The sequence below is a fragment of the Brevibacillus soli genome, assembly GCF_044759095.2.
GTDB lineage: Bacteria > Bacillota > Bacilli > Brevibacillales > Brevibacillaceae > JBIYSM02.
Genome location: NZ_JBIYSM020000008.1, coordinates 45,511 through 64,658 on the forward strand (window position 1 = coordinate 45,511; position 19,148 = coordinate 64,658).

Consider the following 19,148-nt stretch of genomic DNA (forward strand, 5'->3'; position numbering starts at 1 on the left):
CTTTCAGTCGGGCAGCATCATTGTCACGTATTTGGTTTCCAGGTATTCATCCAGGCCGTGGCGGCCGCCCTCCCGACCCGTTCCGCTCTCCTTGATGCCCCCGAACGGCGCCTGAGGAACGCTAAGCGATGTCCCATTTACGGCTACCATGCCGAACTCGAGACCTTCGCTCATCCGATACACCCTGCCAAGATCGCGTGTGAAGACATAGGCAGCCAAGCCGTACGGCGTGTCATTGGCCCAGCGAAGTACCTCCTCCTCTCCGGAAAAGCGGATAACCGGTGCGACCGGCCCGAATATCTCTTCATGGGCGATAGACATTTCACGGGTGACATGGGCGAGCACCGTTGGGGCAAAGAAGCTTCCGCCTTGCCGCTCTCCAGCAGCCAGACGATAGCCGCCCGTCAGGACACGCGCTCCCTTTTCCCGAGCTGCCTTCACCAGCTCCTCCACTTTTTGCACAGCGGCCATGTCAATCAACGGACCCACCTGCACCCCCGGTTCGGTGCCCGGACCGATCTGGAGCTCACGTACCCTGCTGACGATCTTTTCGGTAAGGAGATCGGCCACCTCCTGATGTGCGTAGATGACGTTGATTCCATTGCACATCTGGCCGCCATTCTCAAACTTGTTGCTGACGATTTTCTCGGCGGCCTCGTCCAAATCGGCGTCAGGGAATACGATGACCGGAGCATTGCCCCCAAGCTCCAGCGACAATCTCTTCACCTGATCTGCCGCCCGCCGCATCAGTTGTTTGCCTACCTCTGTCGAACCGGTGAACGATATTTTCCGCACCCGCCGATCGGACAGCAGCGCTTCTCCGATCACTCCGGCATCCCCGGTAACGAGATTGGCTACCCCGCGGGGAATCCCTGTTTCCATCAAGTGCGCGAACAGGGCGATGGCAATTTGCGGAGTCTGCCTTGCCGGCTTCAAAACGACTGAGCAGCCGGCAGCGAGCGCAGGAGACACTTTGCGCGCCACCATCGCTGCCGGGTAATTCCACGGCGTGATCAAACCGGCTACACCTACGGGCTGCCTCAGCACCGAAATCCGCTGTTTCTCCCGTGAACCGGGGATGATCTCTCCATAGGCGCGTTTGCCTTCTTCGGCATACCAACGGATAAAGTCGGCTGAGCCCTCAATCTCGTCAAGCGCCTCAGCCAGAGGTTTGCCCTGCTCCATGGTCAACAGCTCCGCCAGAGCTTGGCGGTCGCGTGAGATCCGATCCGCCCAGTCCAACAAATATCCAGCTCTCGCTTTTGCCGGAAGCTTGGACCACTTGGGAAACGCTTGTGACGCCGCTTCGATGGCACGTTCTGTCTCCGCAGCACCACCGCGCGGTACCCTCCCAATCGTCTCCCCCGTAGCCGGATTGATTACGTGAATGATCTGTGGAAGGGTGTGTTTTTCACCGTTGATCCAGCAGTAATTCCATGCGTCAAGCCGATCATTCGTCACCGCCATTCCTCCTTCTCCCTGAACATGGTCGATACTCACCAGCATTAGTACATTCTACGTCAGGGATAGAAGGCTATTCCCAAAAAAAGAACCCTCCGCCAGGGGAGGGGTAATCAGGTTTTCGAAAAGTGGCTGCATTGGGGAGAAGCATGTTTCCGATCTGCGCTCCGGTCTACACCCTGCTGTGTTGAAAAGACTGTCCTCTCCGCAACGATTCGCGGGGAAGCACCAAAGTCGCATCGTTACACAGTTTCTCAGAGGTGACGCTTCTGTTTCCCGCAATTTCGTCGCTCCGCTGGGATGGGTTTCGCTAGTCGCTCCGCCTGGAAACCTGCTTCTCCTGATTACGATCGTTTCTCAACAAGCTCAGAACCCTCCGCTATGGAATGGTTCTAAGCTTGTCGATAAAGAGGATCGTGTTTGATGAGGCGGTTTTTCTAGCCGAGCGACTTATGCAGCCCATCTTCGTGCAGCGACGTGGACGCAGGGGGAACGCAGCGCTACTCTGAAAAAACTTCGCAGTGACACTACTTTAGCGCTGCCCCTGCGGATCGTCGCAAGCGGACAGATTTACTGCTTTGCAGGGCGAAGTACGGAGCGTAGGTGGAAAAACCGCCTTGTAGTAATCATGATAGCTTTCTCTACATCCTGAGAACCCTCCCCGAAGGAAGGGTTCCGTTGCCTTATTGAATGCCTTGCTTTTTTTCCTCCATGACCTCGTTGATCAGAATGACGCCGTGTGAAAAAGTAGTCCCGCCGCCGTAGGCCCCGGCAACAGCAACTGTTTCTGCAATCTCCTTCTCACTCACGCCTTCACTCAAGGCCGCTTCCAGATGGTACACGATACAGTGTTCATTGCCGGAAAAAAGAGAAATTGCCAGTGCCATCAGGTGCTTCTGCCTGGATGACAATTCACCGGGAGCAAAGCACTCACTGGTAAATTGATTGTACGCGTTGATCACATTGGGCATCATCTGCCCAAAGGCCGACAGTCCGTCGCGGTACTGCTCGGATAAATAGTGTTCCGCCATTGCCTGTTCTCCTCCACTAACCAATTTCCCCTTTATCTTCTCACCGAAAGATAACATTCATGCAGTCCATTCTGACCGTCGGGTGGAGATGCTATTGAAAGCAGGAGCTTCACAGCAAGCAAGACCGGAGAAGGAACGGACCGTGATTCGACTGGGCTATGCCTGCATCAGCATGCTCACCAAAAATCGGCTGAACCCCTTGACCCGAATCGGATTGAAGGCGTTTTTTAAGCGCTACAAATCTACTACTTTTTCACCCGAAAAGTATACGTATTGTATCGCTACCCAAAACTTTGTTGCATCTTACAGCGACAAGGCTTTGCGGCGTGTCTCCTTCTGGCGCCCCTCCCTCCTCACCCGGGATTCTCGCGCCTCCACAATTTCATTCTGGAAGAGCTGCAGAAGCCATGTGTCTGCCGCCTTCCCGTTCAGCAAGAACAGTGGGTTGATTGCCAGAGCGGTCCTGCCATCGATCTCAGCACGCCGGAGAATCCGCTGTTCAATGAACGTCCTGACGATCTTCCTCGCCTGGGAATATGAGCAGTCAGCGGTTCGGGCCAGCTCTTTGATCGTGAGCGGCACGCCTTTCTGTCCGCGCTCGTTGTCCCCCAGCAGGAGATTGCTACCCTCACTGGAGTAAAATGCAATATTCAACAAAAAACCAGCCTCTGACAGCGACAGTCTACGCAACCGTCGCTTGGCCTTTTGGCTGGCTTTGATCATAACAAATTTAGCGCTTCGACCAGCTGGCCGAAAGACCTTGACGATCTCGTATGGACGCCGAAGGATTTACTCTTCGTAGAATACCCCCCCCGTATCCGGGTCAACGAATTGGCACACTAGACGTCAGAAACCTCCAAAAGAAAAAGCACCGGGGGCGCTCACTTATCAAAGAGCGTTTCGACCAGTTTCTTTTGTTTCTCAAATACCCATTGATCGTTTTCATTTACGTTTATATAGTTCTCGTCATATTCAAAGAGCTGACCTTTAGGTTTTCCGATGTTTTTCTTTTCTCTGTATTTTTGTCTATACTCTAGATATACTCCACCCAATTTCGGGCTTACTGGAATTGTTGGAATACCGCGTTCAACTTGAAGCTCAAAACGACCTGAGTATGAGTTTTTCAATTTCTATGTCGGTAAGGAATTGTATCGTGAATGGTTTAGGAAGCGATAAATGGTATCTTATCCAGGCAAATCAATGTTTTCTTTGGAATCGGATTATTTGGTCCTCCTCTTCATCCACCTGCATTTGAATATCGTGCCCTTGCAGTTATGATAGCTGCAGTGTATCACAGCGTTGTAACCAAGGCATACCGGTTTGACGTGTCTTGTGTAAGCAGCGGTCTGTCCAGTGCTTGTCCTATTACTTCATTTCCGTTCGTCTCACTATGGTACTGAATTGGCCGAAAGCGGAGTGGAACTGGAGCGGATCCCCGAGAAATAGAAAGACGCCCACTCACCTGAAGGGCGTCTTCGCCGTATGCTGTTAGTAGGAAGAAGAACCCCCTTTGCGTCGGCCGCGTCCGCGGCAGTCGCAATCACAACCGCCGGACGAGGAAGAGCCGCGACTGTATGAACTGCTGTCTCTTTGGTAGCATCTGTCTTGATAGTCACGCATTTTCCGCTTGTGGAATAGATAGTGCTTCATGTACTCGCTGTATTTTCTGCGATGGCTGCGGTACCTTTCACATTTGTGTCGGTAATAGTTCATCCGGTCCAGGTGGAATTGCAGCTTCATCATGTACATGTCGATTCTCGGTCGCGCGGGCGCCATCATGTTGGGTGACGGCATAGGATTTGGTGACGGCATAGGATTTGGCATCGGCATGTACGGCATCGGCCTGTTCGGCATCGGCAGGTTTGGCATCGGCAGGTTTGGTGCCATTGGCGGCCGCGGCCGCTCTCTCCTCGGCCTCGAAGGAGATGGAATGTTGGGTGATGGAATGTTGGGCGATGGCATCATCGGCGATGGAATATTCGGTGACGGGATGTTGGGCGATGGCATCATCGGCGACGGAATATTCGGTGACGGGATGTTGGGCGATGGCATCATGGGAGCAGGCTTCGGCATTTCCTTCGGCATCGGCATTTCCTTCGGCATTTTCGGAATGTTGGGCATTCTACGCTGTCTTTCCATCTTGTCTCACTTCCTTTCTGGGTTACATGACACAGTACATGGTATGACATTTACCCCCCTCGAGAAACGACAAATGCCCATTCGGGCCAAAAGAGATGCGCCCGTTTTTTATGCCAAGCCGAAAACAAGCTCGCCCTTGACTAATCATCAAGATCTACTACAATAGATATGATTGCTATTCTGATTTATCAGACTAGACAGAGAGCGGTGGAAGCGAATGCGAGGCGTTTGTCTTGCCTGTCATGGCAACCATATACGAGTAGGTATCGAGGGGTTAGGAAATCATTCCTAACCCCTTTCCTTTTGCACTCTGTTCTGCTAAAGGAGGAAAATAAGATGAAACAACCCATGATTTTGCTGGATGGCGAACATCTCACAATCAAACAGGTGGTGGAGATTGCCCTCAACCGGACAGCGCTGGGATTGACGGAGGAAGCAGTCGAAAAGATTCAACGCTCCCGGCAGATGGTGGAGAAGATGGTTCACGAACAAAAAGTGGTTTACGGGATCACCACCGGATTCGGCAAATTCTCGGACATTGTCATTCCCAAAGAGGATGTCAGCCGCCTGCAGGAAAACCTGATCATGAGTCATGCTTGTGGCATGGGGCAGCCCTATCCGACGGAAGTGGTGCGTGCCATCATGGCGCTGCGCATTAACGCTTTGTCCAAAGGCTTTTCCGGTATTCGCCTGGAAACACTGCAGCTGCTGATTGAGATGTGCAACCGAGGCGTCCACCCGATTATTCCGGAGCAGGGCTCGCTTGGGGCAAGCGGCGATCTGGCTCCGCTCGCCCACATGGTACTGGTGATGCTGGGCAAAGGAGAAGCGGAAGTAAACGGCACACGCATGCCTGGCGCGAAAGCCCTGCAGACGGTAGGGCTTCCGCCTGTTCAGTTGGAAGCAAAAGAAGGTCTCGCCCTAATCAACGGCACGCAGGCAATGACGGCCCAGCTCTGCCTCGCTCTGTACGATGCGCGGGTCGTTATGGAAAGTGCAGAAGTTATCGCTGCGATGACTGTGGAAGCGCTTCGCGGCATCCCGAAAGCCTTTGATCCGCAGCTACACCTCGTCCGCCCCCATCCCGGTCAGCAGGAATCAGCCAGACGTCTCCTGATCCATCTGCAAGGAAGTGAACGGACGACCGAACAGGGCGAGCTGCGCGTCCAGGATCCATACAGCCTGCGCTGCATTCCCCAGGTACACGGCGCAACCCGAGATACCCTGGAATATGTGTGGGCTGCAGTTTCTCGTGAGTGCAACAGCGTGACTGACAACCCCGTGCTCTTCTCCGAGACGGGCGACATCATCTCCGGCGGCAATTTTCACGGTCAACCGATGGCATTGGTCGCTGATTTCCTGGCGATTGCCGTCTCCGAACTGGCCAACATTTCCGAACGACGGACGGAGCGACTGGTGAATCCGCAACTGAGCGGGCTGCCCGGCTTTTTGACTGAAAAAGGCGGTCTCCACTCCGGCTTTATGATCACCCAATATGTGGCAGCTTCCATCGTATCGGAAAACAAGGTGCTCTGCCATCCTGCGTCTGTTGATTCCATCCCGTCTTCCGCCAATCAGGAGGATCACGTCAGCATGGGAACGACGGCGGCCCGCAAACTGCGAACGGTGGTAGCCAACTCGGCAAAAGTCCTGTCCATTGAGTATTTGGCTGCAGCACAAGCGATCGACTTCGGTACGGGACGGCTGGGCGCTGGAACGCAGTGGGCCTACGATCAGCTGCGCAAAGTCATTCCCCGCCTGCAGGAAGACCGCGAGATGTACGCAGATCTTGCCAAGGCGGAGGAACTGGTGCTTCAAGGCGTTGTATACCCGCCAAGCATGTGCTGACCACCACAGTCACATGAAACGAAGGAGGACTCCTCCTAAAGCGCCGGTTATCACCACTACCCAAGGAGGGGTCTTCCAGAAAACAAGCATGAGAAACAAGATGGAAGCCAGCGCGAAATCGATCGGTCCCTGAATCGAACGGGTCCAAATGGGATCATAAAGAGCAGCCAACAAGATTCCTACAACGGCTGCGTTAATCCCGGCAAGTGCACCTTGGATCGCTGGTTTCCTTCGAAGAGAATCCCAAAAAGGCAAGGTTCCGATGACGAGCAAAAATGCAGGGAGAAAGATACCGATTGTGGCAACGGCTGCTCCCAACCATCCTCCCATCATCGCTCCCAAATACGCGGCGAACGTAAATAATGGTCCCGGCACTGCTTGAGCGGCTCCATAACCGGCAAGGAAGTCATCTTTGTCAAGCCATCCCGCAGGAACTACCTCTCTTTCCAGCAACGGGAGAACAACGTGCCCTCCGCCGAAAACGAGGGAACCTGCCCTGTAAAAACTGTCAAACACAGCCAGCCAATGAATGGAATTGCCATTTCGAAGCAATGGTAATACAAATAGGAAGCCGAAAAATAACAGGAGGCATATGAGCGCAACGGAACGCCGGATCGGAACTCGAATCTCAGGCAGTTCAGTCATGTGATGGTCCCTGTAAAGGTACAATCCAACAAGTCCTGCTGCAACAATGATGAACACTTGACTAACTGCCGTCTGCCATAACAACGCAATCGTGGCGGCAAGAATGGCTATGGTCGCTCTGTTTCGATCAGGCGCAAGCTTTTGCCCCATACCCAGTACGGCATGAGCGACAATGGCCACAGCCACCAGTTTCAAGCCATGAATCCACCCGGCATTCCCCAGATCGAATCCTTGAAGGAGATAGGCGAAAAGGACCAGGGCAATAACGGAGGGAAGGGTGAACCCAATCCAGGCTGCAATGCCTCCCAACAATCCTGCGCGCATCACTCCTATGCCAATCCCCACCTGACTGCTTGCAGGGCCGGGCAGAAACTGACATAAGGCAACCAAATCGGCATAACTTCGCTCATCCATCCACTGGCGACGTCGGATGTATTCCTCATGAAAATATCCAAGATGCGCAATCGGACCTCCAAACGAGGTTAACCCAAGTTTCGTGGAAACCAGTAAAACTTCCCATAATGGCTTTCGTCCATTCATTTCTCTTTTGTCTCCTTGCGTATTGGAAAATTTCGATAAAAAAATTTCTCTGGTATAATGATAGCATCTCCCTACCCTACTATTATAGGAGGTTCCAAATGACATTGGAAAAGATGCTTGACCGTTACGCACAATTGGCCGTGAAGGTCGGGGTTAATATACAGCCGGGACAAACCCTGGTCGTAACAGCCCCTCTCTCCTCCGCTGATTTTGTCCGAAAGGTTGCGAGAAAAGCGTATGAAGCCGGGGCAAAGAATGTACATATCGAATGGACGGACGATGAGCTGACCCGTATGAAATACGACCTAGCTCCCGATGAAGCGTTTAAAGAGTTCCCTTTGTGGAAAGCAAAAGGGTATGAACAAATGGCGGAAGACGGGGCCGCGTTCCTGTCCATTGTCGCTCCCAATCCAAACTTGCTGAAGGGCGTTAATCCACAGCGCCTGGCAACAGCTAGAAAAGCGGCGGGACAAGCGATGAATACGTTCAGAAATTATACCATGTCCAATCAGGTAAGCTGGTCGGTGATCGCGGTCGCTTCTTCGGCATGGGCAGAAATGGTATTTCCGAACCTTGCCGAACCGGAGCGGACGGAGTCCCTGTGGAACGCCATCTTCCATGCCACCCGCGTCGATCAGGAGGACCCGATCCAGGCATGGGAGGAACATCACGCGAATCTGAATGAGAAAGTATCCTACTTAAATGAAAAGCAATACAAATACCTGCACTATGAAGCACCCGGCACCAACCTGTCCATCGAACTGCCGCCGAACCACATCTGGATCGGGGGAGGCGACGTGAATGCAAAGGGGATCGCCTTCATGGCCAACATGCCGACGGAAGAAGTCTTTACCGCTCCGTTAAAAGAAGGCGTGAACGGCGTGGTGCGCAGTACAAAACCGTTAAGCTATAACGGCAACCTGATTGAGAACTTTTCCCTGACCTTTGAAAAGGGGCGTATTGTGGATTTCTCTGCCGAATCGGGTTATGTCATGTTAAAAGAGCTGATTGAAACGGACGAAGGCTCTCATTACCTGGGAGAGGTTGCATTGGTTCCGCACCAGTCTGCCATCTCCCAATCCAATCTGATTTTCTTTGAATCTTTGTATGATGAAAATGCTTCCAACCATCTGGCTATCGGAAACGCTTACCCTGTCTGCATCGAAGGAGGAGCGGGCATGGGCCGGGAAGAATTGGAGCAGAAAGGGTTGAATACCAGCCTCACCCACGTGGATTTTATGATCGGATCGGCTGAGATGAATATTGACGGGGAAACTGCCGATGGGAAAAGAGAGCCCTTGTTTCGAAGCGGCAACTGGGCGTTTTAACCACTCTAGGAGGAGGCATGGCTGATGAAGCAGCCCATCACCCAGGGGACCATTCTGCTGTTCGATGGAGAATGCAATCTTTGCAGCGGAACCGTACAGTTTATCCTTCCTCGCGACCGCTCGGGAAGCATTCGCTTTGCGTCCCTGCAGTCCTCCATCGGGAAGCGGCTGCTTGCACACTATCATTACCCATCAGATGAAATCAGCTCCGTCGTGCTGATCGACAACGGCCGCCTCTATACAAAATCGGCTGCAGTTCTGCGTGTCACCCGAAAGCTGCGGGGGATCTGGCCGCTTCTCTACGCTTTCATCCTGATCCCCGCTCCCTTGCGCAATACTCTCTACGATTGGGTAGCCCGTAACCGCTACCAATGGTTCGGCAAGCGTGAACACTGCTTGCTTCCCCGCCCGGACTGGAAGGATCGTTTTTTGGAATAACGCTGTTTCGATCATGATCGTATACGATAATAAAAACGGGCTCCTACATCCTGATCTATACAGAAATGTATGAGCCTTTCTTTATTCAGCCTATTTCCACGCCTGCGGATGATCTTCCCGTACCATCTCCAGATCTGCAGCCCGTGCGTTGGATTGCACCTGGTCCACATCCTTGCATCCCGGAATCACACAGGTGACAGCCGGGTGCTGGAGACACCAGGCCAGCGCCCACTCTGCCATGTTAACGCCTTCCGGCACCTCCGTCCGCTTGATCTTCTCCACGAGTTGGAGTTTTTCTTCGCGCTGTTCCCGATCATGTCGATTCCGTACATCATTGGCTTCAAATTCTGCGCCCGGCTTGTATTTCCCGCTGAGATAACCGCTCGCCAGAGGCACACGGGCAAGTACGCCAAGGTCTTGCTTCTCACAGGAAGGGAATACGCGCTCCTCCGGTTTTCGGTCTAAGCGGTTGTAGACAACCTGAATCACTTTCGCATTCACTCGGCTTGCCGCATCCGTCTGATGGAGGTTGTCATTGCTGCCGATCGAGATTCCCAGATGACGGATCTTTCCTGCCTGAACCTGCTTATCCAACATCGTCCAGAGATCATCATTGTCAAAGAATTCGTCCCCGCCTGAATGAAATTGATAAATGTCGATGTAATCAGTCCGGAGCGCCTGCAAAGAATCCTCCAGCTGCTTCAGGACATCCTTGGGGGACCAGTGGTTGGCCCGATCCAGATGTCCGTGAAACTTGTGCCCGAACTTGGTCGCAAGAATCCAATCCTGCCTCTCATTCTGAATTGCCTTCCCGATAAAAGATTCGGACAGGTGATCCCCGTAACATTCTGCGGTATCTATCAGGTTAATGCCCGTTTCCTTCGCGGTCGCCAGGATCCGGTCGACTTCTTCCTGCGTGTAGGATTTCCCCCATTCCCCTCCAAACTGCCAGGTCCCCACTCCGACAACGGACACCTTCAGGCCCGTTTTTCCAAGTCTACGGTATTTCATTCGAACAACTCCTTCTCCGTCGATTGATCAGCCAGAAGATTACTTGGACAATTGCGTGATGGATTCCTTCATTATATGCCTTTCTTTATATTCAGCTGGCTGACGAACGCCTCCGTGCTGCGCTTGCGTTCCTTGCGCATCGCCTTGCGCTCCTCTGCCGTATCAAACAGATACTTCTCCTCATCCGTTTCAGGAACGACTGGCGGAACGGGAGTAGGCTTGCCGTCGTCGCCGAGCGCCACAAACGTAAGAAACGACGTGGCCGTCAAGGTGCGTTCACCAGTCAGCAGATTTTCGGAAATGACTTTCACAAAAACCTCCATGGACGTTTTTCCGGTAGAGGAAACAAACGCTTCCAGGCAGACGGAATGTCCCATTTTGGCAGGTGACAGAAAGTCGATGGAGTCAATGGAAGCAGTCACCACGGGTCTGCGCGAGTGTCGCATCGCAGCGATGGCTGCCACTTCATCTATATACGCCATCATTGTTCCACCGAAAATGGTGCCGTGAAAATTGGTGTCGGAGGGTTGGACGATGGAGGCCTGGACGGTTCTTGATTCTTTTGTCGTGATTGGTTTCATCTCTGGGCTCCTTCCAAGTGGCAATACACAACATCTTACCACAATTGAAAATCGCGTTCCAAATTTGATCCAAACTAAAAGAACCGCAGCGCTCTTCTACGCTTCTTGCTTTGCCCACTTCTCCGACAGCAGCCGCTCCACGCTCTCGGCCGCTTCCGCTCCCAACACATGGCGCAAAAACGGAACCCCCCACTGGTATGCCGGCCGATAGCCCTCTACGGCGAAGAGGGAGGGATCGAGATGCTTCGCCAGTCTCCTTCGGTCTAGATTGGCACAGAGAAAGTGGTCAAGGTACTCCGTTCCCCAGCGGGAAAACGGCGCCGTCTCCTCGTTCAGTGCTGTCACCAACACCTGGTCCCCCACCTCGATGAGATCGAGCGGATACAGTTGACAGCTGAACGGCTTGATCGGATAGACCGGTTGACCGCTGCGCTCCGCATGAGCATGAATGGAGCAGCCGTGTTTCCCGTCAATCTCATTGTAGAACACACAGCTATCGTGCTTAACGCGTATGGTGCCTGCACTCTTTCCCTGCTCCCAGATGCCCCCCTGACGAACCCGTTCCTGTTCTCGTTCGGGCATAAATCGTTCGGCGATTTTCAGCGCCTCCAGCTCGAGCAGGGGGATTTGCCAGCTCTCTACAGCATACGGTTGACCGTTACAGCACGACTCGCGATGAACGGCGCGACAGTTGAAGCAGTCCAGATGAATCGGGGTGAGCAGCGCTTCCGCGTCAACGAGAAATCGGCCGACTGTAAGCAGGCTAAGCCTCTTTCGCTTCAGGTATTTGTTGCACTGGTACGCTTCCCGTTCGTTCATCGGGTCGGGCGTGCCAACATACCGGTATTGATGCAAGCGGCTCATGCTTCCAACACGATCTCCGCTTCCGTGCCGTAAATATGCAGACGTTTCTCTGCGAGCGAGCCGAGATCCGCTTCCTCCGCCGGGATCTCCATCAGCACTTCCACGACTTGCTCCTCGTCCACCTCAAAGGAAAGCGTCAGATCCTTTTCACCAAATTCGTTGTCGCAAAGCTTCACGCTCACCAGCTGTCCGCGGAATTGGGTTACCTCTTCGTCCTCACTGTCTGTGTCCCATTGCGTAAATAGAATCGCAGCCTCTTTCCCGCGGTACTCTGACTCCAACAGCGTTACCAATTGTTCGTGTGTTTGAATGTCCATCTCTGCCACTCTCCTTCTTTCCTCACCGCTATCGCAAACCGTCAACTTACCTTGCTGATCGCTTGGGCAAGTGCAAAGTCCTTTCCCGTCAGTCCCTTTGCTTCTCCTGTCGCCAAAGTAAAGGTGACGGCGCTTCCGCAGATGCGGATCTCCACGTGCTGATTGTCCTGCTCCAGCTGTTCTGCCACTCGATTCACAAAACTGATGGCCGTGCGAAAATCACTGCAATGATAGGTACGGTATAAGGCCATTCGGTCCTCTGCCAACCTCCATCCGGGCACTTTGCCCAAATAAAGTTTTACCTGCTCCAGCGTAAGTTTGCTCATCGCGAAGTCCCCCTTTAGTCGGATGAACGTTCATGGTTATCACCATCATATTCAGAAACCATCGGGGTTAGTCACGCTTATCAGCTTTGTCCCAGGCCTTCTTTTACCGCGTAGAAAATCATACGCGGCGAGGTTTCGCCGGCATAGGGGTTGAAGTCGTAGTCGCCGAACACCTGCAACCGGCCAAACCCTGCCTGCTTCAGCATCTCTGACATGGTTTCCGCTTCAAACAGGCGAACCTGCTCCACATATGTACGGGGTTCTTGCGACTCGGCGTCCCTGACCATGATACGTTTTTTCACAAAGCCGTCTTCCAGCCAGCGCTCTTCCTCAATATACAGACCAGATACTTCCTTGGTTGAATGGGACACGAGGTTGGCCTTGACATACGCAGGGTTGAGGTAGTCAATCACCACTTCTCCCCCCTGTTTCAATGCTTTTGCCATATTCGCGATGACCTTGGCGTTTTCCGCATCGGTGGAAAAATAGCCGAAGCTGGTAAACAGGTTGACGACGATATCAAATTCGTTTTCAAAGGGAATCTCCCTCATGTCATACCGGTAATAACGCAGATTGGGGAACGTGTTCTGTTCCTCCGCCAGTTCAAGAAGCACAGAGGACAGGTCAACCCCTACGACTTCATAGCCTCGGCGGGCCAACGCACGCGAATGTCGGCCGCTGCCGCAGCACAGATCCAGCACTCTGCCGGTGCGCTTGATCGGCAAACGGGTCAGCAGGTTGGCAATCTCTGCGTCCGCGGAGGCTTCGTCGCGATGCTTGTAAACAAGCACGTAATCCTCCCGAAAACTTCTCTCAAACCATTCTTCCATGTAGCAAACTCCTTTAGGAACCATGATGCCCTTATTATACCACAGGCGGCATCAACAAGAGCGCTCCCCGACACTTAGGGGGAGAGAACCTTATTTATCGCGACGGTACAACGCTGTCTCCTCCTGCACCGGAAGCAAGACGTCCGTTTCCGCCAACGGCAGTTCGTTCCACTTTTTCCGCTTCGGGTCGAGCATGTAGTAGCGGATCGAATCGTCGGAAACGACGTACGGCCCGAGCGGCTGTACCGTACCGAACACTTGAGGAAGCGGCTGCGGCTTTTTGCCGATCTCCCACCAGCAGCTGATCTTTTCCATAGGCTTGCCGGCAGCATCGCGGTCTCGTATCAATACCGCGTGACCGTCATGATCAGCCCACACGACCTGCCCCTCCACTGTCCACGTACTCCCTTCGCGGCTGACAAACGTCGTTCGCACCTTTTTCGGAGCATCGGTTGCCTTTGTGTAATACACGCCGTTTTTTCGCACGTGAATCGGCAGCTCCTGCAGCTTGGACTTGGGTGTCAAAAACGTTTCCGAATACGGCTCTTCCTTTTTACGCACGAGTGTATGGGCATCGTACGTCCATTTGTCCATCTGATAGGTCTCTTCGCCGTCTTCCACCTTGAGGTAGCTTAGCAGGAGATATATTTCGTGACGAAGCCGATCGACCGCCAGTTCCTGAATGGCTCCCTCCGCGGAATGGGACTGATTGTAATACAACTCCTGCTTTGCCCCATTGGCCAGGTGGTACACATAGGCGCCGTAGTAGGTGGCGAAGGCGAACCGTTCGTTGTCAAGCCACTGGACCAAAGACCCATGTGTCAGCACATCGCTGTAAAAGTACGGTTCCACCACGACCGGCGGTTTCCCCTGCTGTTCCAGTACGATGGCAAAATAGCGGCCGGCTCCGTCTCCCTGACTGCCCCCTCTGTCGATCAATCCAACGTACCTGTCCCGCTTCGGAGAGAAAACGAGAGCGTCATAAAAAGAGTCGAACCGGCTAAAGCCTACTTTTTTCCCCGTAACCAAATCGACCCAGTCACGCGGAGGCACTTTTTTCACTTCAAATGCTTGAAAGGATGGCGGAAGGTAGTTGCCATTCAAGGAGTAGAGCGACACCAGATTCAATGTCTTGTCGTAAACCCGTCGCAGATGCAGTTGGAACGTCTGCGGGTCCTGCCACGATCCGAACCTGTCCGGTATCCAGAAACCAATCTGATCTTCCTCCACCATCGGCTCGGAAAAACGCAGATTGACCACATCCTGTCCTTCCGACACATAGAGTGTGCTGGAGATGTCGAATTCTCCGGCCAAAAGCATCGTCGCGCCGTTTTCGTCTTCTGGCCCGATGGTTACCTGAAGCGGCGCCATCCGCTTTAACGTGATTTTGGGGAGATGGCCGAACTGAAGCGCAAATTGCTTGGGGATCTCGTCAAAGTGCATGGACAGCTGGTAATTGTTCTCCGATATCTCCCGAACGGTTGAGCTGTATTTCACGTTTCCGGTGACGTTGAATTGAGAAAAGAAATGTTCCACCTGCTCCAGGGGTTGGCTTGTGGCAACATCCACATGAACATACGCTTTCCTGGTGTGGATGGCCAACTGAATCGGCTTCTGGGGAAATTTGCCGCTCTCAAACTCGACCACTTTAAAACTGCCGCGTTCATCTTCCTGCCCGATAAAAATACGCTGGACGACACGTTCAAACGCCAGCTGCTCCTCCTCGGGCGCCTCATGCTCAATCTGATGTGTCGGAGCGTACGAGGGCGTTGCCTGTAGCGCGAATATTCCAACCATTATGAACAGACACAAGCTGAGCATACCTGGAAGCCCAAGCCATTTCTTCAATCGTGATTCCCCCTGAATTGCTTCTCTCTAAGGACTATCTTATCATAGGAGCACATGTCTTGCGGTATGGAAAAACCTCAGGGAATCAGGCTCCCTGAGGTTTGGGGACTGTCAGCCGCGTACGGAACGAACAAGCTGAATCTTTTCGGCCAGTCGGGAGAGTACCACTTCCACTGAGGCCTGGTTCTCCACGACATCATATTCGTTGATATTGATGCGCAATACCGGACAGGCCGTGAACGAATTGATCCAGTTTTCATATCGATGGTACAAGTCCTCCCAATAACCAATCGGAGTCTGCTGCTCCATGGGACGCCCTCGCTCCTTTACACGCAAAACGATATCCTCGAAGCTGCCCTCCAAATAGATGAGCACGTCTGGATGAGGGAAGTACGGCGTCATGACCATCGCTTCAAACAGCTGTGTGTACGTTGCGTAGTCTTCTTCCGTCATATGCCCCTGCTCGTACAGCATCTTGGCGAAGATACCGGTATCCTCGTAAATGGAACGGTCCTGCACAAACCCTCCGCCGTATTCGAACATCCGCTTTTGTTCCTTGAAACGCTCGGCCAAAAAGAAGATTTGCAGATGAAAGCTCCATCGCGAAAAATCCTGATAAAATCGGCTCAAATAGGGATTGTTGTCCACTTTCTCCACGGAGACGCGAAAACCGAGCAGGTCAGCAAGAGCGCGGGTAAACGTCGATTTGCCCACACCGACCGTTCCGCCGATGGTGATGACAGCGTTGCTGGGGATTCCGTATTTTTCTCGCAAATGACTGTTCTTAAAATCCGACATGAACGTTACTCCTTATTTCCAAGATATGAGTTAGCTGGATGATTGCGGCATTTCTTGCTGTGTAAGCGTTTTTATGATCGGCTCAATCTGTCCCATCACGTAACGCAGATCTTCCGGTTTATGTACAAAATCCAGGTCATCACACTGAAACTTCAGGACTGGGATTTCCGGGTGATGCCGTTCAAATTCCTGCATAAATTCGTTATAGTCTGCAATCAGGTTTTCCATGTAGGTCACATCCATGTTGCGTTCCACATCCCGGTCCCGCATGGCGATCCGCTTCATCACGGTATCGATGGACGCTGTCAGGTAAATGACCAAATTGGCCTGCGGAATGTCGCTGGTAAGGATATCGTAAATTTTCAGATACTTCGGTAAGTTCTCGTCGCTCAGTGTCCGTTTGGCAAAAATCGTATTCTTAAAAATATTGTAGTCAGCCACTACGGACGTGCCTTTTGCCAGATAATGATTGCGGATATCCTGCAGCTGCTTGTAGCGGTTGCAGAGAAAAAACATCTCCAACTGGAAGCTCCACTCTGCAATATTTTGATAAAATTTTCCTAAAAACGGGTTTTCGTACACGATTTCTTCCAACAGCTCCAACCCGAAAGCCCTGCTGATTTCTCTCGACAACGAGGTCTTGCCGATGCCGATCGGTCCCTCGACCGTAACTAAGATAGACTTCATGATGGCGTACAAATCCTTTCCAACGAAATCAGAGCAAGAAATATTGTAACATGCTTATCCATGTTTGTCGAAATGATTCGAAGCAGGTCGACACAACCCGCCCGGCAGTAGCAAGTGCTGCGCCAGGCGGGGCCAGCACCCTTTCCAAGTACCTGTATAGAAATAGCCCGCCAGCAAACAGCGCAGCGAGCTTTGGAATCCATTTCCCTTACGTGAAGTACTCGATTCGCGCTTTTGGAAACAGACGCGCAATTTCCGTTTCCAGGTGAGCCTGCAGCGCTTTTGCCTTCACGTCGGGGTAGACGTATTTCCCTTTTCCGTACTTCCCCCATTTGTACTTGCGCTCTCCCTCGTTCATCTCCAGCTTCGTCTTGGGGTACCTTTGGAGGATCAACTTTTTCGCGATCTTGGTAAACCGGTGCTGGATCAGCTCAAACGTCAAGTCTTCCATCGCTTCCGGCACCAACTGGCGGTTCAGCTTTTCCAAAAGGTGCGTATAGCCCTCCTCCCAGCCTTCAAACCAGTACAGCGGGGCGATGATAAACCCGAGCGGGTACCCGGCTTTCGCCACCTTGCCGGCCGCTTCGATGCGTTGTTCAAAGGTCGACGTTCCCGGCTCAAAGTTCTTGATCACGTAATCCGCATTCAAGCTGAAGCGAAAACGGGTATGCTTGTTATGCTCGGCATCCAGAAGCGAATCGACATGGTGAAACTTGCTCACAAAGCGCAGCCGGCCGTATTTCTGCCGTCCGATGAATTCGATGGTCCGCTTCAGATTGCCGGTGATGTGTTCGATGCTGATCGGGTCGGAGGTACAGGCCGCTTCAAACCGCGTGATCTCCGGCGCCCGTTCCCGAATGTACGTTTCCGCCCGGGACAGGATTTCGTCCGTGTTTACGTAGACGCGAATGTACGGCTTTGTCCCGATGTTCGTATTCAGATAACAGTAGTGGCAGTGAGCGGCGCAGCCGGTTGCCAGCGGAATGGCGTATTCGGCTGAAGGCTTGGACGTCTCGAATTTCAACGTTTTGCGCACGCCGACGACCAATGTCCGCTTCGCGTTGCGGTACTGCTCCACCTCGGTATCCCCGGGGATGCCGCGCACCTGGTTGTGGCTGGTGGTCATCCGGATGGGAATACCCTGCTGCCTAAAGCGTTGGTAAATCTCCTCCCCCAGCGGGTAATCCAACGCTGCGGGCTCAACGAACACCAGGTCAGGTACAAACAGTTTCGAGCGGCTTTCCGCCTGCTCCACGGTTTCCGGGCGTTCCAACAAGGTGGTTGCCATGCGAATTCCCCCTTGCCGCTAGTATCCCCGGTGAATTTTCCTCAATACAAGCTTTTCTTGTAAGCGTGGAGCAGTTCCTCTGCCACCTGCTGCTGGTCGACTGGAACTTGCAGGGCATACAGGTGGCCCGCTCGCTTTGTCTTTCTGGACAAAAGCCTCACCCGAATGCCCTTGTTTTCCAAAAAACGCCTGCACTCTTGCGCAGCTCGCGGCAGGCCGTAGGATTCGTGTATGGTAACCCACTTTGTCCACATGTAATCCGTTCCGTCCTCTCACCCTTTTCCTTTATGGTAAGCAGGAATTGGGCGATTGGTGAAAAAAACAAAAAAACCCGGGATCTGCCCGGGCCATGTGCTTGACTTCTATTCAATCCGAGCCCAGTGATTGGTCGGGCCGTGGCCTCCGCCGATTTGAGGGGCAGTAGCAATGGCTTCTACAATAAAACGCTTGGCCCGTTCTGCCGCCTGAAGCAGGGTCGTACCTTTTGCCAGTTCTGCGGTCAACGCCGCGGAAAAGGTGCAGCCTGTGCCGTGGGTATGTCTGGTATGGACGCGGGGGTGTCCAAACTCGTGGAATGACTGACCGTCGAAGAGCAGATCGACGATGTCGTCTGAGTCGAGATGCCCTCCTTTGATGAATACGTGGCGGGCGCCCATGGCGTGAATCTTTTTGGCAGCCTCCTTCATCTCCTCCGGCGTTTGGATGGTCATTCCGGTCAGGCACTCCGCTTCCGGCAGATTGGGGGTGACGATCTCGGCCAACGGAAGCAGATGGCGCTTTAGGGCATGGATCGCCTCATCGAGCAGCAGCTTCGCTCCTCCTTTTGCCACCATCACCGGGTCTACGACCAGCTTGTGAAGGCGAAACGCACGAATTTCCTCCGCAACCGCTTCAATAATCTCAGCATGAAACAACATGCCTGTTTTCACCGCGTCGGCCCCGATGTCGCGAAGCACTTCCTTCATCTGCTGAATCACGGCTTCTGTGGGCAGCGGATAAACGCCCGCCACTCCGAGCGTATTTTGCGCCGTAATGGCAGTAATGGCACTCATGCCGTATACACCAAATTGATGAAATGTTTTCAGATCGGCTTGAATCCCTGCTCCGCCTCCGCTGTCCGAACCGGCGACAGTCAGAGCGGTTCTTCGTTTGTCCATCTTATTTTTAC

20 protein-coding genes are annotated in these 19,148 nt (G+C 53.0%); 4 read left to right on the plus strand and 16 right to left on the minus strand.

Annotated elements, in window-relative coordinates; all coding sequences use genetic code 11:
• Positions 1 to 3: 3 nt before the first annotated feature.
• The 3 genes from ACE99V_RS05045 to ACE99V_RS05055 form a co-directional block, all read right to left on the minus strand.
• Positions 4 to 1,461, minus strand: a complete 1,458-nt coding sequence (locus ACE99V_RS05045; RefSeq protein WP_400490095.1) for an NAD-dependent succinate-semialdehyde dehydrogenase — start codon at positions 1,459 to 1,461, stop codon at positions 4 to 6.
• Between the two features lie 683 nt (positions 1,462 to 2,144).
• Entirely contained in the window at positions 2,145 to 2,492 is a 348-nt protein-coding gene (locus ACE99V_RS05050) for a carboxymuconolactone decarboxylase family protein (protein ID WP_400490094.1), read from the minus strand.
• Positions 2,493 to 2,795: 303 nt separating this feature from the next.
• A complete protein-coding gene (locus ACE99V_RS05055) occupies positions 2,796 to 3,149 on the minus strand; it encodes a hypothetical protein (protein ID WP_400490093.1) in 354 nt (117 codons plus the stop codon).
• Positions 3,150 to 4,233: 1,084 nt separating this feature from the next.
• Between ACE99V_RS05055 and ACE99V_RS05060 the strand changes: the two genes are divergently transcribed.
• The gene (locus ACE99V_RS05060) at positions 4,234 to 4,797 is read left to right on the plus strand and encodes a hypothetical protein (protein WP_400490092.1); all 564 of its coding nucleotides are present in this window, start codon (positions 4,234 to 4,236) and stop codon (positions 4,795 to 4,797) included.
• A 170-nt stretch (positions 4,798 to 4,967) separates the two neighbouring features.
• Complete coding sequence (gene hutH, locus ACE99V_RS05065; RefSeq protein ID WP_400490091.1) at positions 4,968 to 6,479, plus strand: histidine ammonia-lyase; 1,512 nt, start codon at positions 4,968 to 4,970, stop codon at positions 6,477 to 6,479.
• A gap of 9 nt (positions 6,480 to 6,488) precedes the next feature.
• Here hutH and ACE99V_RS05070 read toward each other — a convergent pair whose 3' ends face one another.
• Entirely contained in the window at positions 6,489 to 7,664 is a 1,176-nt protein-coding gene (locus ACE99V_RS05070; protein WP_400490090.1) for a chromate transporter, read from the minus strand.
• 98 nt (positions 7,665 to 7,762) lie between these two features.
• Here ACE99V_RS05070 and ACE99V_RS05075 point away from each other — a divergent pair, with 98 nt between their 5' ends.
• Positions 7,763 to 8,992, plus strand: a complete 1,230-nt coding sequence (locus tag ACE99V_RS05075) for an aminopeptidase (protein ID WP_400490089.1) — start codon at positions 7,763 to 7,765, stop codon at positions 8,990 to 8,992.
• Between the two features lie 24 nt (positions 8,993 to 9,016).
• Positions 9,017 to 9,430, plus strand: a complete 414-nt coding sequence (locus ACE99V_RS05080; RefSeq protein WP_400490088.1) for a thiol-disulfide oxidoreductase DCC family protein — start codon at positions 9,017 to 9,019, stop codon at positions 9,428 to 9,430.
• Between the two features lie 90 nt (positions 9,431 to 9,520).
• On the opposite strand, the gene ACE99V_RS05085 is transcribed toward ACE99V_RS05080, so the two are convergent.
• The 12 genes from ACE99V_RS05085 to thiD form a co-directional block, all read right to left on the minus strand.
• Positions 9,521 to 10,441: an aldo/keto reductase gene (locus ACE99V_RS05085; RefSeq protein ID WP_400490087.1), complete on the minus strand. Its 921-nt coding sequence runs from the start codon at positions 10,439 to 10,441 to the stop codon at positions 9,521 to 9,523.
• 71 nt (positions 10,442 to 10,512) lie between these two features.
• Positions 10,513 to 11,022 carry an acyl-CoA thioesterase gene (locus ACE99V_RS05090; protein WP_400490086.1) on the minus strand — a complete coding sequence of 170 codons (510 nt, stop codon included), beginning with the start codon at positions 11,020 to 11,022 and terminating at the stop codon, positions 10,513 to 10,515.
• 96 nt (positions 11,023 to 11,118) lie between these two features.
• A complete protein-coding gene (locus ACE99V_RS05095; protein WP_400490085.1) occupies positions 11,119 to 11,886 on the minus strand; it encodes a DUF3109 family protein in 768 nt (255 codons plus the stop codon).
• Positions 11,883 to 12,203 (minus strand): hypothetical protein, encoded by a 321-nt coding sequence (locus tag ACE99V_RS05100; RefSeq protein ID WP_400490084.1) that lies wholly within the window; start codon positions 12,201 to 12,203, stop codon positions 11,883 to 11,885. Before ACE99V_RS05100 ends, ACE99V_RS05095 begins: the two co-directional genes overlap by 4 nt.
• Before the next feature lie 41 nt (positions 12,204 to 12,244).
• Positions 12,245 to 12,529: a 4a-hydroxytetrahydrobiopterin dehydratase gene (locus tag ACE99V_RS05105; protein ID WP_400490083.1), complete on the minus strand. Its 285-nt coding sequence runs from the start codon at positions 12,527 to 12,529 to the stop codon at positions 12,245 to 12,247.
• An 80-nt stretch (positions 12,530 to 12,609) separates the two neighbouring features.
• Positions 12,610 to 13,359 (minus strand): class I SAM-dependent methyltransferase, encoded by a 750-nt coding sequence (locus ACE99V_RS05110; RefSeq protein ID WP_400490082.1) that lies wholly within the window; start codon positions 13,357 to 13,359, stop codon positions 12,610 to 12,612.
• Positions 13,360 to 13,449: 90 nt separating this feature from the next.
• On the minus strand, positions 13,450 to 15,207 hold the full coding sequence (locus tag ACE99V_RS05115) for a hypothetical protein (protein ID WP_400490081.1): 1,758 nt from the start codon (positions 15,205 to 15,207) through the stop codon (positions 13,450 to 13,452).
• 111 nt (positions 15,208 to 15,318) lie between these two features.
• Positions 15,319 to 16,005, minus strand: a complete 687-nt coding sequence (locus ACE99V_RS05120) for a deoxynucleoside kinase (RefSeq protein WP_400490080.1) — start codon at positions 16,003 to 16,005, stop codon at positions 15,319 to 15,321.
• A gap of 30 nt (positions 16,006 to 16,035) precedes the next feature.
• Positions 16,036 to 16,692, minus strand: coding sequence for a deoxynucleoside kinase (locus ACE99V_RS05125; protein WP_400490079.1), 657 nt, complete (start codon positions 16,690 to 16,692; stop codon positions 16,036 to 16,038).
• A 208-nt stretch (positions 16,693 to 16,900) separates the two neighbouring features.
• Entirely contained in the window at positions 16,901 to 17,980 is a 1,080-nt protein-coding gene (gene splB, locus ACE99V_RS05130) for a spore photoproduct lyase (protein WP_400490078.1), read from the minus strand.
• A 41-nt stretch (positions 17,981 to 18,021) separates the two neighbouring features.
• Positions 18,022 to 18,234, minus strand: coding sequence for a hypothetical protein (locus ACE99V_RS05135; protein ID WP_400490077.1), 213 nt, complete (start codon positions 18,232 to 18,234; stop codon positions 18,022 to 18,024).
• Between the two features lie 108 nt (positions 18,235 to 18,342).
• Entirely contained in the window at positions 18,343 to 19,137 is a 795-nt protein-coding gene (gene thiD, locus ACE99V_RS05140) for a bifunctional hydroxymethylpyrimidine kinase/phosphomethylpyrimidine kinase (RefSeq protein WP_400490076.1), read from the minus strand.
• Positions 19,138 to 19,148: the final 11 nt, after the last annotated feature.